Annotated in this window: 17 protein-coding genes; 7 read left to right on the forward strand and 10 right to left on the reverse strand. The window is 73.2% G+C overall.

From position 1 onward, the window contains the following. Nucleotides 1-231 precede the first annotated feature (231 nt). Entirely contained in the window at nt 232-435 is a 204-nt protein-coding gene (locus ACZ4VL_RS20480; RefSeq protein ID WP_468201711.1) for a hypothetical protein, read from the forward strand. 88 nt (nt 436-523) lie between these two features. Further along, nucleotides 524-1,213, forward strand: a complete 690-nt coding sequence (locus ACZ4VL_RS20485) for a hypothetical protein (protein ID WP_468201714.1) — start codon at nt 524-526, stop codon at nt 1,211-1,213. Nucleotides 1,214-1,263: 50 nt separating this feature from the next. Here the strand turns inward: ACZ4VL_RS20485 and ACZ4VL_RS20490 are convergent, their stop codons facing one another. Continuing rightward, a complete protein-coding gene (locus ACZ4VL_RS20490; protein ID WP_468201717.1) occupies nt 1,264-2,220 on the reverse strand; it encodes an alpha/beta fold hydrolase in 957 nt (318 codons plus the stop codon). A 124-nt stretch (nt 2,221-2,344) separates the two neighbouring features. On the opposite strand from ACZ4VL_RS20490, the gene ACZ4VL_RS20495 reads away from it, so the two are divergent. Together ACZ4VL_RS20495 and ACZ4VL_RS20500 are read left to right on the forward strand one after the other, a co-directional pair. Beyond that, nucleotides 2,345-2,953, forward strand: a complete 609-nt coding sequence (locus tag ACZ4VL_RS20495) for a TetR/AcrR family transcriptional regulator (RefSeq protein WP_468201719.1) — start codon at nt 2,345-2,347, stop codon at nt 2,951-2,953. 157 nt (nt 2,954-3,110) lie between these two features. Continuing rightward, nucleotides 3,111-3,614 (forward strand): hypothetical protein, encoded by a 504-nt coding sequence (locus ACZ4VL_RS20500; protein ID WP_468201720.1) that lies wholly within the window; start codon nt 3,111-3,113, stop codon nt 3,612-3,614. A gap of 46 nt (nt 3,615-3,660) precedes the next feature. Here the strand turns inward: ACZ4VL_RS20500 and ACZ4VL_RS20505 are convergent, their stop codons facing one another. The 7 genes from ACZ4VL_RS20505 to ACZ4VL_RS20535 form a co-directional block, all read right to left on the reverse strand. After that, a complete protein-coding gene (locus tag ACZ4VL_RS20505) occupies nt 3,661-4,011 on the reverse strand; it encodes a hypothetical protein (RefSeq protein WP_468201722.1) in 351 nt (116 codons plus the stop codon). Next, entirely contained in the window at nt 4,008-4,607 is a 600-nt protein-coding gene (locus tag ACZ4VL_RS20510) for an RNA polymerase sigma factor (protein ID WP_468201724.1), read from the reverse strand. Before ACZ4VL_RS20510 ends, ACZ4VL_RS20505 begins: the two co-directional genes overlap by 4 nt. Nucleotides 4,608-5,031: 424 nt before the next feature. Next, nucleotides 5,032-5,418 carry a peptidase inhibitor family I36 protein gene (locus ACZ4VL_RS20515; RefSeq protein WP_468201727.1) on the reverse strand — a complete coding sequence of 129 codons (387 nt, stop codon included), beginning with the start codon at nt 5,416-5,418 and terminating at the stop codon, nt 5,032-5,034. Continuing rightward, entirely contained in the window at nt 5,418-6,065 is a 648-nt protein-coding gene (locus ACZ4VL_RS20520) for a hypothetical protein (protein ID WP_468201728.1), read from the reverse strand. Before ACZ4VL_RS20520 ends, ACZ4VL_RS20515 begins: the two co-directional genes overlap by 1 nt. An 82-nt stretch (nt 6,066-6,147) precedes the next feature. Further along, a complete protein-coding gene (locus tag ACZ4VL_RS20525) occupies nt 6,148-7,791 on the reverse strand; it encodes a PLP-dependent aminotransferase family protein (RefSeq protein WP_468201731.1) in 1,644 nt (547 codons plus the stop codon). Between the two features lie 287 nt (nt 7,792-8,078). Further along, complete coding sequence (locus ACZ4VL_RS20530; protein ID WP_468201734.1) at nt 8,079-8,231, reverse strand: hypothetical protein; 153 nt, start codon at nt 8,229-8,231, stop codon at nt 8,079-8,081. Between the two features lie 296 nt (nt 8,232-8,527). Then, nucleotides 8,528-9,058: a nucleotidyltransferase domain-containing protein gene (locus tag ACZ4VL_RS20535; RefSeq protein WP_468201736.1), complete on the reverse strand. Its 531-nt coding sequence runs from the start codon at nt 9,056-9,058 to the stop codon at nt 8,528-8,530. Between the two features lie 100 nt (nt 9,059-9,158). On the opposite strand from ACZ4VL_RS20535, the gene ACZ4VL_RS20540 reads away from it, so the two are divergent. Further along, on the forward strand, nt 9,159-10,052 hold the full coding sequence (locus ACZ4VL_RS20540) for an aminoglycoside phosphotransferase family protein (RefSeq protein WP_468201739.1): 894 nt from the start codon (nt 9,159-9,161) through the stop codon (nt 10,050-10,052). Nucleotides 10,053-10,122: 70 nt separating this feature from the next. Here the strand turns inward: ACZ4VL_RS20540 and ACZ4VL_RS20545 are convergent, their stop codons facing one another. Together ACZ4VL_RS20545 and ACZ4VL_RS20550 are read right to left on the reverse strand one after the other, a co-directional pair. Further along, nucleotides 10,123-10,236, reverse strand: coding sequence for an ALF repeat-containing protein (locus ACZ4VL_RS20545; RefSeq protein ID WP_468201854.1), 114 nt, complete (start codon nt 10,234-10,236; stop codon nt 10,123-10,125). A 5-nt stretch (nt 10,237-10,241) separates the two neighbouring features. Next, nucleotides 10,242-10,325 carry a hypothetical protein gene (locus ACZ4VL_RS20550; RefSeq protein ID WP_468201856.1) on the reverse strand — a complete coding sequence of 28 codons (84 nt, stop codon included), beginning with the start codon at nt 10,323-10,325 and terminating at the stop codon, nt 10,242-10,244. A gap of 179 nt (nt 10,326-10,504) precedes the next feature. Between ACZ4VL_RS20550 and ACZ4VL_RS20555 the strand changes: the two genes are divergently transcribed. Then, on the forward strand, nt 10,505-11,797 hold the full coding sequence (locus ACZ4VL_RS20555) for a sensor histidine kinase (protein WP_468201741.1): 1,293 nt from the start codon (nt 10,505-10,507) through the stop codon (nt 11,795-11,797). Beyond that, the gene (locus tag ACZ4VL_RS20560) at nt 11,785-12,471 is read left to right on the forward strand and encodes a response regulator transcription factor (protein WP_468201744.1); all 687 of its coding nucleotides are present in this window, start codon (nt 11,785-11,787) and stop codon (nt 12,469-12,471) included. The genes ACZ4VL_RS20555 and ACZ4VL_RS20560 overlap by 13 nt, the downstream gene beginning before the upstream one ends. Nucleotides 12,472-12,528: the final 57 nt, after the last annotated feature.

The following is a 12,528-nucleotide window of genomic DNA, read 5'->3' on the forward strand; positions in this document are numbered from 1 at the left end:
GGTACTCCATGACGCAGAAGAGGGACAAGGCCGGAGATGGTACCGGCGAGCGGCCGAGGCAGCAGCGCGGAGCCGTCTTCGCGGCGCTCGCGGGCACCCTGATCGGGGCCCTGGCCGGTCTCACGGGAAGCATGCTCGCCTACTTCGAGGCCAAGGACACCCATCGCGACGAGGCCCGGGTACGCACCGGCCAACACCGACCTGGCGCGGGCCGTGGCGACGGTGCGCCTCGTGACGACGGAGAAGGGCAGGCGCGAGCTGGAGAAGATCGATGCCCTGTCCTCCCGGGTGGGCGAGATGGCGACCGAAAGCTACGCCTCGGGGCCGGACGGGGTCGACGCGAAGAAGGTCGGCGCCGCGTTCGACGGGGCGGTGCGGCAGCAGCTGGCGGCGTTGCAGACGTTCATGGACCGGGCGGCCGACGAAGCACTGTAGGAGCCGCCCCCGGCCGGACGGGGGAACTCGACGACGGGGTTGCGACGTTCCGAACACAGAACGAAGAGGAGTACGGGGGAGGAACGACATGGAGGAGATTGCGGGCGCGCGGGAGAGGTTGGAGCAGGAGGTCGAGGCGGTACGGGGGTGTCTGCGGGCGCTGGCGGAGCAGTTGACGCCGGGGCAGGTGCCCGAGTTCGCCGTCCCGGCCGAACCGTTCCGGGACGGCGGGACGGTGCCGGCCACCTATCACCACGCGTTCATCGAACGGGTACAGGCCGACGGGGCACAGCCGCCGCAGGAGGCGTACGGGCCCGGGCTCGCCGCTCGCGCGGCCGCCCTGCTGTCCGCCGGCGGCTGGGACACCGGCGGGCGGCGGCCCGGGGCCGAGGACCGGGAGGCGAAGGGCGTCCTCCGGGGCGGGGCGTGGGTCCGCGTCTCCGTCTCTGCCTACCGGAGCTCGGTGCTGTACGAGGGGCGGACCTCCGACATCGCCCTGTACGAGCCCGTGCCGCACGAGCGGCCCGAGCCGTCGGCGACGCCGCAGACGCTGTGGGCCGGTCACGAGCTCTGCTACGAGTGCGACGGCCTGGGGTGGTGCCCCGTCTGCGAGGGGACGGGCTGGGTCCTCGGCGGCAACCCCGGATGGGGATCCGGATCCATACCGCGCGACCCCGACCGGCTGGGGCGGTGCCCGCTGTGTTCCACCCGTCGGGTCTGCCCGATCTGCAACGGTGCGGGGCAGGTGCCCGTGGGGTCCAACCCGTACGACCGGTAGGCGGGCCGGCCGGGGCCGCGCGCGGTCGGCGCCGGCCTGCCCGTGGGGCGCTATGCCCGTGCGCGGTCGTGCGCCGCGGCCGGGTCCAGGGAGTCGATGTCCTCCAAGAAGGTCAGCATCCGGGCGTTGACGAGCTCGGGGTGGTCGATCTGCGGCCCGTGGCCCGTCTGGGCGACGATCTCGGCGCGGGCGCCGGCGATCAGTCGCGGCACGCGCTCCAACTGCCGCTCCGGGCGCAGGAGGAGGCTCCGCTTGCCCATGATCAGGTAGAACGGCGTCCGGATGGAGCGCAGTGCGTCCTCGGACAGCGGGCGCGGTGCCGGCCGGCGTATCCGGAAGGCCTTCACGCCGGCGTGGATCCAGGCACGCAACTCCGGGACGACGATGACCGGTTGCTCGAGCCACCGGGCCAGACGGGGCCGCAGCGCCTTCGGGGCGAAGGTGGCGAAGAGGCTGGCGAAGATCCAGACGAAGAAGCGCAGGCCGACCTTCTCCAGTCCCCCCGGGTCGAGTGCGGTGACGGAGGCCAGCCGTCCGGGCCTGAGGTGGGCCTGGTTGATGACGAGCCAGCCGCCGTAGGAGGAGCCGACGAGGTGGACGCGGTCGAGGCCGAGCGCTTCGAGGGCCTCGTCGAGCCACTGGGCGGCGCGCTCGGGCTGCCACATCGGCTCGCGCTGGATGCTGCGGCCGGGGTCGCCGGGGGTGTCGAGGGCGTAGACGGGGCGATCGGCGCTGAGGGCGCGGGTGTTGGGGTACCACATCGCGGCGCAGCCGCCCGAGCCGTGGATCAGGACGACGGGGGTGCGGGATGCGGCGGCGGGGTCCGCCGGGCCGTACCGGTAGACGTGCGTGGTGCCGAAGCTCGTCTCGACGTCCGTCTCGGAGCGGATGGGGGCGCCCATCGCGAGGAGGACGTCGCAGGTGGCGAAGTAGCGGTCGCGCAAGGTGTCGTTGACATAGCGGCCGACGTCACGGCGGGCGCGGGGTGGCCTCGCGTTCTCGGGCACGGGTACCTCCTGGGATCCGTTCTTCGTAATACGAACGTACCACAAAAATGGTACGGCGGTATCATGAAAGGGTCCGGGGGTCCCGGGCCGCGAGTGATGCACCGAGGACGGGCGGAGAGACCACATGCCGAAACGCGTGGACCACGACGAACGCCGGACACAGATCGCCGAGGCGCTCGTCCGCGTGGCGGGCCGGCGCGGGCTGCACGCCGTCGGGATGCGCGACGTGGCCGCGGAGGCGGGAGTCTCCCTGCGGCTCGTGCAGTACTACTTCAAGACCAAGGAGAACCTGCTCTTCCACGGGCTGCAGCACCTCACCGACCGCTTCACCGCGCGCGTCGGCGCCCGCCTCGCCGCCGTCCCGGATCCGAGCCCGCGCGCTACCGTCGAGGCCCTGCTGTTGGCTTCCCTCCCCACCGACGAGGAGGGCCGGATCTTCCACCTCCTGTACACCTCGTACTCGATCCTGTCCGTGACCGACGAGGCGCTGGCCGCCCAACCGTTCATCGACAACCCCAACGCCGCGGAGGACGCCGTGACCGGCCTGCTGCGCCGGGCGCAGGAGGCCGGCCTGGCCGACCCCGGCGTCGACGCCCGCACGGAGGCGATCAGCCTGCTCGCCATGACGGCCACTTTGGGGACGAGCATCATCGTCGGCCAGCGCACACCCGAGTCGGCGATCGCCGTCCTGCACCACCACCTGGACCGCATCTTCGACGGGCGCCATGACTGACCCCGGGGCAGGTTCGAGCGCGACGTCACGAGGTTCGACCGGCTGAGCCGGGTCACGCGGTGAACGCGCGTCAAGGTCGGGCTCAGCACATAGCCCGGAGGCGTCCAATCCGCTGGTTTCGCCCCGATGCCCTCGACCCGGGGCGTAGCGTGGCCGCATGAGCGATGTCGTGGAGGGCGGGAGCCCGAAACCGCCGCCGTCGTACCCAGCGCAGTCGCCGCCGAAGCGGCAGAAACCGGTGGAACACCCGCGCCCCCGGCTGGCGGTGCGGAACCGGCAGACGGCCGCGCTGGTGTACCGGTCGGACGAGTGGGCGGCGAAGAAGGCCGCCGGGGAAGCCCTGGCAACCGTCCGCGGCTGGGGATACGGCGAGTTGGACGCGGCCGACCTGGACGAGGTGGTGCGGCTGCTCGTCGGCACGGTCGTCGCGGACGGAGGGAAACGGGTCAGCGTGCACCTCGCGGACCAGGACCGGTCCGTCCTCGTCCTCGTGCTCAGCCACCGGGTCGACGGGGGACGGGGCGAGCGGCAACTGCTCAGCGACCTCGCGACCGTGGCGAGCGTCCACACCTGCGGCAGCGACGTCGGAGAGGACGGCCGGCGCGTGTGGGTGCTCCTGCACGCACACCCTCGACCCCGCCGCACGGGCCGAGTGGCATGACCCCGACGAGGAGCCCGTCGACCCGGCGCGGCGGGGTCGTCCCCCGCTAGTGCCGCCCTGCGCTGGTCAGTTCGCACCTCCCGTCCGTGCAGGACCGGCGCAGCCGCCCGGCCGAGACGGTCTCCACCAGGCCGATCGCCCAGCACATCGGGCACCCGCGCAGCGCCACCAGGCCGACCGGGGCGAGCAGCAGGCTCGCCGGGCCGGCGAGCGGCAGCAGCGCCAACGCCCCGACGAGCGCGCCGAACCCGACGGCTCCGCGGGCCAGATGGCGCGGGACGGTGTCGCTGGCGAAGCGGCCGCGCGTCGGCGCGCCACGTGCGACAGCGTGGGCGGCGGCGTCGGGCGGGAGAACGGGCGTCGCGGGACGTGTCGCCCTGGTCGCGTCGGGAGTCATCGTCGGGCTCCGCTCGTTCCGGCCGCTTCGTCGCCCAGTGCCTCGCGCACCGTCGAACGGGCGCGGTGCAGGCGGGACTTCATGGCGGCGGTGCTCAGCCCGAGCCGTTCGGCGACGGTGCGGCCGGGCATGCCCTGGATGTCCCGCATGACGAGCACCTGCCGCTGGTCGTCGGGCAGCGCGGCGACGGCGGCCGCGACGCGCTCGGCCTCCAGGCGCATCAGGACGTCGTCCTCGGCGGACCGCGCGGTGCCGCCCCCGAGCGCGTCGTCCCGGCCCGGCGTGCCGATCCGGTCGGGTTCGTCGGCCGGCCCGCGGTGGAGCAGGGTGCGGGCGCGGCGCAGGCACTCGTTGCGGACGATCCGGAACATCCACGACGCCAGAGCCGCGGAGGCACGCAGCATGCCGATCTTGCGGTAGAGGATGATCAGCGCTTCCTGGGCGGCGTCCTCGGCGTCCTGGGGCGTGGCGCACAGGGTGTGCGCGAACCGGTGCACGTGCGGGGACGAGCCGTACACCAGCGCGGTGAGCGCCTCGACCTCGCCGCGTTGCGCCGCGGCGACCAGGGTCGCGCCGGGCCAGGTGTACTCAGCCACGCTGACGCCTCCGGCGGCGCAGCAGCGTGACGGTGCACGCGCACAGCAGCAGCGCGGCGGCTGCGACAGCGATGACGACGGTGGTCATGGGGTCCTCCCGGTGGGGTGCGGGGCGGACGGGGTCGTCCGCACACCCATGAGAGGCACGGCGCGCGCAAAAGGATTCACGCCGGTTCCGGGATTCGTCGGTCCGGGGCCCGGATCGCGGTCGGGTCGCGGTCGGGTCGCGGTCGCTCGTGGTCGGTCGCGGTCGGTCGCAGTCGGTCGTGGTCGCGTGAGAGCTCGTAGGGATGGTCGGGCCGGGCGACGCGGTACGCCTCCTCCGGGACGTACGCGCTGCCGGCCCGCCCGTGCTCCCTCGCTCATGGCCGTACCCTGCCACACCCCGCCGACCGGGGGCGACGACGTGCAGCAGGTCAGTACCTCAGCAGCTCATGGCCCAGGTGTGGGAGTCGCCGCTGTCGTTGGCCGCGCTGTTGAAGTTGACCTCCTGGCCGGGGGTGAGGCAGATGGTCATGTGCCCGCCCTGGTGCGCCGCGGAGTACACCTTCACGTGGTCCTTGATGCCGGGGCCGGAGATGCCGTGGTTGGCCCAGGAGGAGTCCTCGTCGGCGATCCAGCTCTCCCACCAGCCGTCGTCGCCGCTCCAGTTGGCGCGCTGCCCCTTGAAGTCGGCGTGCTCCCAGGCGCAGAACTCGCCGCTCGGGCAGTCCGCCGCCCCGGCCGGTCCGGCTGCCGCCAGTCCGCCGGTGAGGACGAGGAACGCCGCGGCGGCGGTGGTGAGCAGCTTGCTCCGCGTGGTGAGGTTCATCAGGGGACGTCGCCTTTCGGGTGGGGGGTGGACGGTTCGGCCAGCACGTCGGCCGCGCGGTGCGCCGCGCGGTCGCGGAGCCGGTCGTACGTGGTGAGTTCTTCGCGGTGCGCGGCGCGGACCTGGGCGAGCCGCGCCGGCTCCAGCCTGCCCCGCAGCTCCTCCAGGCCGCTCGCGCGGATGCAGTCGGCCTGCTGGTCGCCGCACGCGGCCCTGCGGGCGAGGGCCTCCCGGTACGCGGGGTCCTCGCCGAGCCGGGCCTCGGCTTCGGGGCGCAGGTTGTTGACCGTGACCTCGGCGCGGAACCAGCGGGCCTGGTCGCCGTAGAGGAAGCGGTGTGCCTCGGCGAGACAGCCGTCGGTGTGCGTACGGACGGTGTGGCCGGTGGCGAGCGTGACCGACAACTCGGCGGGCCCGGTGCCGAACAGCACGTCCTCCCGGGGAGGCGGTCCGGCCGCACCGCGGGCGGTCAGGCAGCGGTCGACGAGTACCTGCTGGGCGGCTTTGACCAGGTCGCTGCGGCCCTGCTCCGAGGTGGGCGGGGCCGGCGGGGGCGGTGTCGTGCAGGCCGAGGCGCACAGCGCGGCCAGCACGAGACCCGCCGCCGTCCGACCCGTCGCCCGCCTCCGGGCAGTGCTGCGCTCCACACCCCGTCAAACGATCAAGGACGGGCGGGGACACGCGGCGGGACGGGCGGGATCGCCGGCGGGCCCGGGTGTCGGGAGCGGGTCAGCGCTGCCCGGGGATCGGCGGCCGCTCGGCGCCCGCTTCGGCGGAGCGGTCGAAGGCCCCGGGGTGGGAGAGGTCGTCGACGAGTTCGTCGATGAGTTCCCGGGTGACGTGTGGCATGACGTAGACGTGGCTGTAGTCGTGGCGGCGGCCGCCGAGGTTGAGCGGTACGCAGGCGAGGGTGTACTTCCGCGCGATCTCGGCCCGGGGCTGCTGGAACCAGACGCTGAGCGCGTGGTCCCCGTGGCCGACCTCGATGCCGTCCTCGGCCCACGGCTCGCCGCGTTCCTGCAGCTGGACGCTGAGCTTCCTGAGGCGTTCCGCCGTGTACTCGGCGGTCCGCAGGACGTCGGCTGCCTGCCGTACCTGCTGCTCCTCGCTGAACTGCGCGAGGTGGTTCCACATGGCCAGGGAGGCGAACCCGCTGCGGGAGCCGGCGAAGGTGCTGTCCGGGGAGGACACGACCGCCGGGTCGGACGGCGGGCGCAGCTTCGATCCCGCGCGGGACATGTAGATGCCGGTGGGGACGGGCGCGCCGGGGTACTTGTGGCCGCTGGTGACGATCGAGGAGACCTCCGGGATCCGGAAGTCGAAGACCGGGGGCGCGGTGTCGATGAGCCCGGCGTCGCGGGCCCTCTCCAGGTACGGGGCGTAGGCGCCGCCCAGCGCCCCGTCGACGTGGATCCAGTACCCGTTGCGGACGCTGACCCGCTCGGGGTCGTCGGGATCGAAGCGCACGGTGCGGTCGACGAGTCCGTGCGCCTCGAAGACGGGGCGCAGGCGCTCGCAGGCGTACTGGACGTCGTCGTAGGCGCCCTTGAAGACGCTGCCGACGTTGAAGTTGACCAGGACGGGGTGGCCCTTGGCGGCGAAGAAGTCCACGAGGGCGACCAGGGCGTCGACGTCGACGGTTCCGGGTCCCGCGTCACCGCCGGTGGTGGGGACGCCGCCGAGCGGCCAGCCGTTGTAGGTCTGCATCCCGGTGCCGGCCAGGTCGATGGGGCACTGGCCCGGGTAGAGGCTGCCGCCCAGGTCGTAGAAGGTCGGGATGTCCAGCACCCGCATGGCCTTGATGTGGGAGTAGTGGGTCTCCTGGGAGAAGAACGCGACCGGGGAGTAGGCGTTGGGGTTGTCGTCGGGGTGCTCGGCCCGGAGGTAGGTGGTGCGGCAGCTGGTGCCGCCGGAAACCTCGTCGCGTACGAGGGCGTTGCCGTCGAGGTAGTCGCGGGCGTTCCACAGGGCGTAGAGGTTGCCCTCGGTGCTGCCCATCGACAGGACGTAGCCCCAGCCGTCCTGGTCCTGCGGGTGGGCCGGGTCCCGGGGCAGCGGAACGTGCCACAGACGGGCGTAGTGTTCGAGGACGGCGCGTTCCAGCCAGCGGGTGTGCAGGTTGTAGTTGCTGTCGACGAACGGGTCCCCGGCGTTGTTGATGTGGTGGCCCAGGAACCGACCGAGGGCGGGGTGGCCGTCGAGCGCCAGGTTGACCTGGTAGCCCAGCATGCGGCCGCTGCGCTCGTCGAGGTACTCGGCCAGTTTGGCGAGGACCGCCGTCCGCTGCTCATCGGTGTAGCCCTCGGTGCCCAGCCGGTAGTCGTCGTTGGTCGGCAGCGCCGCCGCGTACACATCCGAGTGCGCAGTATTCATTCCGTGTCCGATTCTGAGCGATTTCGCGAAAAGGGAACGACGCGCGAGACACGCCCACTGAGCTGCGCAAACAGCTGTGCAATTACACTGCCCGGATGTCTCGCCGGACACAGAATACGCACCGCCGGCCCGTTGCGATCACCAATCTGATTTCACATATATCCCGTTCATGTTATTGACCGAATGTGACCGTACGGGCCCGTCGGCCCGGGCCGGCCGTCCTGATCACTGCCCGGCCGTCCGGTGGACGGACGGACGAACGAACGCACCGACGGCCGGCGTTGGGGTCAGTCCTCGCCCAGGATGATGTGCTCCTCGACGGTCGGGTCCGGCCGGCCCTCGGCGCCGGCACTTCGGCGGACGCTCTCGGCCGTCCCGGGACGGGGAGTGGTACGCCGTGCCTCTTCGGGCTGGTCCGTGTTTGCGAAGTCGTTCCGCATCAGGGGTTCCTTTCATCCGACTCGGATCGGAGCGGAGGCGGGCGGACGCCCGCGGCCCCCACCCTCGCGGCACTCCGTGCCGGGCTCGCCCGGGGTGCGCCGCTCTCCGCGATGTCGTACGCGCTCCTCCCTGCGGCCGCTGAAAAACAGGACGCGCCCACACTGTGACCGGCCGCACGGTGCGGCGCCCCCGGTGGGACGCCGTCCGGGTGACGGCGGCCTCGCCTCGGCGACCGCCCCGGGCGACTGCGGAAGCCTGCGGCCACCGGCTGTCAGGCCTTCTGGCCTTCCGGTCTTCAGGCCTGCAGGCCCAGGGCCGTCCGGAGCCGACTGATGTCCTCGGCGTCCTTCTTGCGGCGGGGCCGGCCGGGAACCCAGACCGGCATCATCCGCTTGATCTCGATCTGGGCGTGGGCGCTGATGATCCCGCACCGCAGCGCCCCGAGTCGGCCCTCGGCCGCATCGAGCATGCCCTCGGGCCACGACTCCCCGGCCCAGGGACCACCCGCGACCACCACGCGCCCGGACCGGTCCCGGTCCAGGAGGGCGAAGCTGCTCTCCACGCCCTGCTTGACGAAGTCGAGCTGCTGGTCCGGCGGCGGCCCGGGCAGGGGTTCCCAACCGGCCCGCAGCAGGCCGTCGGTCAGGGCATCGGCGTCCGCCGCCCAGGCGAACCAGTCGATGTCCTCGTGATCACGGGTGACTTCGCCGAGGAAGAAGTCCATGGCCCAGCCCCCGCGGAGCCGCACCTCGACGCCGCAAGCCTCCGCGATCCCCACCGTTTCGCCGATCAGCCGCAGCTGCCGCGCGCTCCGCCCCCTGTCCACGATCACTCAGGCTACGACCCCGACCCCGCGCGCGGCAGCCCGATTTCGGGCTGCGCCCAGCGGGCCGAGAATGCCTGGTGCGGTACTAGCGTTGACCCCCATGGACGAGATCGACGTCGAAGAGGAGACGGTGCGCCGTCTGTTGGGGGAGCAGCACCCGGATCTCGCCGAGCTGACACTCCGTCGGGTACGGGCGGGCTGGGACAACCGGATGTGGCGCCTCGGGGACGCCTTGGCCGTGCGGCTGCCTCGCACTCCCCGGGCGCCGTCCCTCCTCCGCAAGGAGCAGGAATGGCTCCCGCTGCTGGCGCCGCGACTTCCGCTGCCGGTTCCCGTACCGGTGCGGGCCGGTGAGCCGTCCGGCTGCTTTCCGCAGCCGTGGGCCGTCGTGAGCTGGGTCGCCGGTGACGCGGGCGACCGGGCCCCGGTCAGCCGCGGTCACGACGCCGCCGACCGGCTGGCCGGGTTCCTCCGGGCCCTGCACCGCGGGGCTCCCGCCGGGGCGGTGCTGCCCAGCCCGAACCGCGGTGTCGATCTCGGCCTGCTCGCGCCCGAGTTCGACGAGAAGTTCCACGCCGTGGCCGGAACCGGCGTGGCCGCGCAGGTCCGTGCCGTGTGGGACGCGGCCGTCCGGGCTCCGGGGTGGGAGGGGCCGCCGGTGTGGCTGCACGGCGATCTCCACCCGGCCAATGTCGTCGTCGCCGACGGCACGATCGCCGGCGTGATCGACTTCGGCGAGCTGTGTACGGGCGACCCCGCGACGGACCTCGCCGCCGCATGGCTGCTGCTGCCGGTAGGAGCAGCGCCGCGGTTCTTCACCGCGTACGGGCACGTGGACCCGGCGACGATGGGGCGTGCGCGGGGGTGGGCGGTGCTGCGCGCCGTCTCCCTCATCGGTATCGGCCGGGCCTGGGAGCGGGGCCTGCCCGGCGGCCAGCCGACCTGGGGGCGGGTCGGGTGGGCGGCCCTCGGCCGAGTGCTGCGCGCCGGATGACGGGGCCCGCGCCACGCAGGCGCGGACCCCTCGGCAGGTCAGTCCGACGGATGACCGACGTCGTCGGGCATCAGACCTGGTACTGGCCGACCGTCACGAAGTACCGCAGTTCCTCCGGGGTGCCGTTCACGACCTTGGGGGCGGCCGCGCGCAGGGCGTCACCGACCCCGGGGCGGGCCGTGATCTTGCCTACGGCGACGCGGTCGTCCTCGGCCTGGGCATGCGCAGCCCGGTGGCGAGGAACGCGCTGCGGTCGGCAGGCGTACCGCTCATCGCGATCTGCGCCTCCCGCCGCACACCCCGGCCGGTGGCGGGGTCCGCCAGCCATCCTGATGCTCGATGTGCTCTTTCGGCCTGCTTCTGGCCTGATTTCGCGGTTTGGCCCGTTGTGTCACTTCGGCGGGCGGTGACGTAGGGTCGCGGGGAAACCAGCCGACCGGAGGACCGTACGCATGCCCGAACCGCCCGCGCCCGTCCAGCTCGGGACGGCGTTGAGGAGCGGCCCGCGGCGGTTCCTGCTGTCGTGGTGGCCGTGGCGCTGCTGGCTCCACCTGGCCTCCGGGGCGGTGGTGGGGTACGTGGTGCTGACCGTGCTCGCCGTGCTCCTCGCCGCCGGGGTGCTGCTGTCCTGGCTGGGCATCGGGCTGTTGCTGCTCACCGCGGCGGTCCTGAGTGCCGTACCCGTCGGCGTACTGGAGCGGCGGCGGCTGCTCCTGGTGGAGCCGGAGCGGGTCACGGACCCGCATGCCCCGGCGGCCGGGGCGGGGCCGATGAGCCGGCTGCGGACCCGGTTGCGGGAGCGGGCCACCTGGCGGGAGTTGGGGTACGCGACCCTGCTCGCGGTGGTGTTCGGGCCGGCCGGGTTCGGGGTGACCGCACTGCTGGCGTTCTCCGGTGCGCTGCTCGCGAGCCCCGTGATCGTGTGGGCGCTGGCGCCGGAAACGGTGATGTTGGTCCCCGGGCGGGCCGTCTCCGGCCCGGTGGAGGCCCTCGGCGGCACCGCTGTGGGACTGGTGGGGCTGGTGGTGGCGGCGTATGCGGCCGGTCTGGTCACCGGAACCCAGGTGCGCCTGGCGCGGACCCTGCTCGGGCCGCGCGAGGAGGACGTCCGGGTGGTGGAGCTGACCCGCTCCCGAGTGCGGCTGGTCGATGCCTTCGAGGCCGAACGGCGGCGCATCGAGCGTGACTTGCATGACGGCGCGCAGCAGCAACTGGTGGCGCTGAGCATGACGCTGGGGCTGGCCGAGCGGGAACTGCGCGGGGTGCCGGAGGCGGCGTCTGCGGCCGAACTGGTCGCCCGGGGGCGGGTGGAAGCCAAGCAGGCGCTGGCCCAGCTCCGGGAACTGGTGCGGGGCATCCACCCTCAGGTGCTGACCGACCACGGGCTGGCGGCCGCGGTCACGGAGCTGGCGCTGCGGCACCCGGTTCCGGTGACGGCCGACCTGGACGGACTCCCGCGACTGGCCGAGGCGGTGGAGGCCACCGCGTACTTCTGTGTGGCGGAGGCGCTGGCCAACGCGGCCAAGCACAGCGGCGCCACCCGGGTGGAGGTGGCGGGCCGGGTCGCGGACGGAAAGCTGAGCCTCACGGTCACGGACGAGGGCTGCGGCGGGGCCGAACCGGCTGCCGGAGCGGGCCTCGTGGGGCTGGCGGACCGGCTGGCCGTGCTGCGCGGCAGACTGGTGGTGTCGAGTCCGGTGGGCGGACCGACCGTACTGCGGGTGGAGGTGCCGTGCTCCGGCTGATCCTGGCCGAGGATTCCGTGCTGCTGCGGGCCGGACTGACCGAGGTGTTGTCCCGCAGCGGGCACGTGGTGGCCGCGGCCGTGGGCGACGCGGAGGAACTGAAGCGGGCGGTGGCCGCGGACCGGCCGGACGTGGTGGTCACCGACGTGCGGATGCCGCCCGACTTCCGGGACGAGGGGCTGCGGGCGGTACTGGAACTCCGCGCCGTCGACCCGACGTTGCCGGTGCTGGTGCTGTCGCAGTACGTGGCGACGGCGTACGCGGCGCGGCTGTTCGACGGCAGCGCGGCCGGCCCGGGCGGTACGGCCGCGGCGGGCGGGCTGGGCTATCTGCTGAAGGACCGGGTCGGCGAGGTCGACGAGTTCCTCGACGCGCTGGAACGCGTCGCGGCCGGTCAGACGGTGCTCGACCCCGAGGTGATCCGCGTACTGCTGAACCACCGCCCTGCGGCGGACCACCCGCTGGGCCGGCTCACCCCGCGGGAACGGGAGGTGTTGGCGCTGATGGCGGAAGGGCTCAACAACCAGGCCGTGGCGGCCCGGCTGTTCGTGACCGAGGCAGCCGTGGTGAAGCACGCCAGCAGCATCTTCATGAAACTGGAGCTCGACCCCGCGGAGGGCAACCGGCGCGTCCTGGCCGTCCTCGCCCACCTCCGGGGCTCCGCCGTCGCCTGACCCGCGGGTCTGCCGGGTCGCGGAAGCGGCCTTGCCCGTACCACGGTGGGACGTGGT

The organism is Streptomyces sp. NPDC029014 (assembly GCF_055564695.1).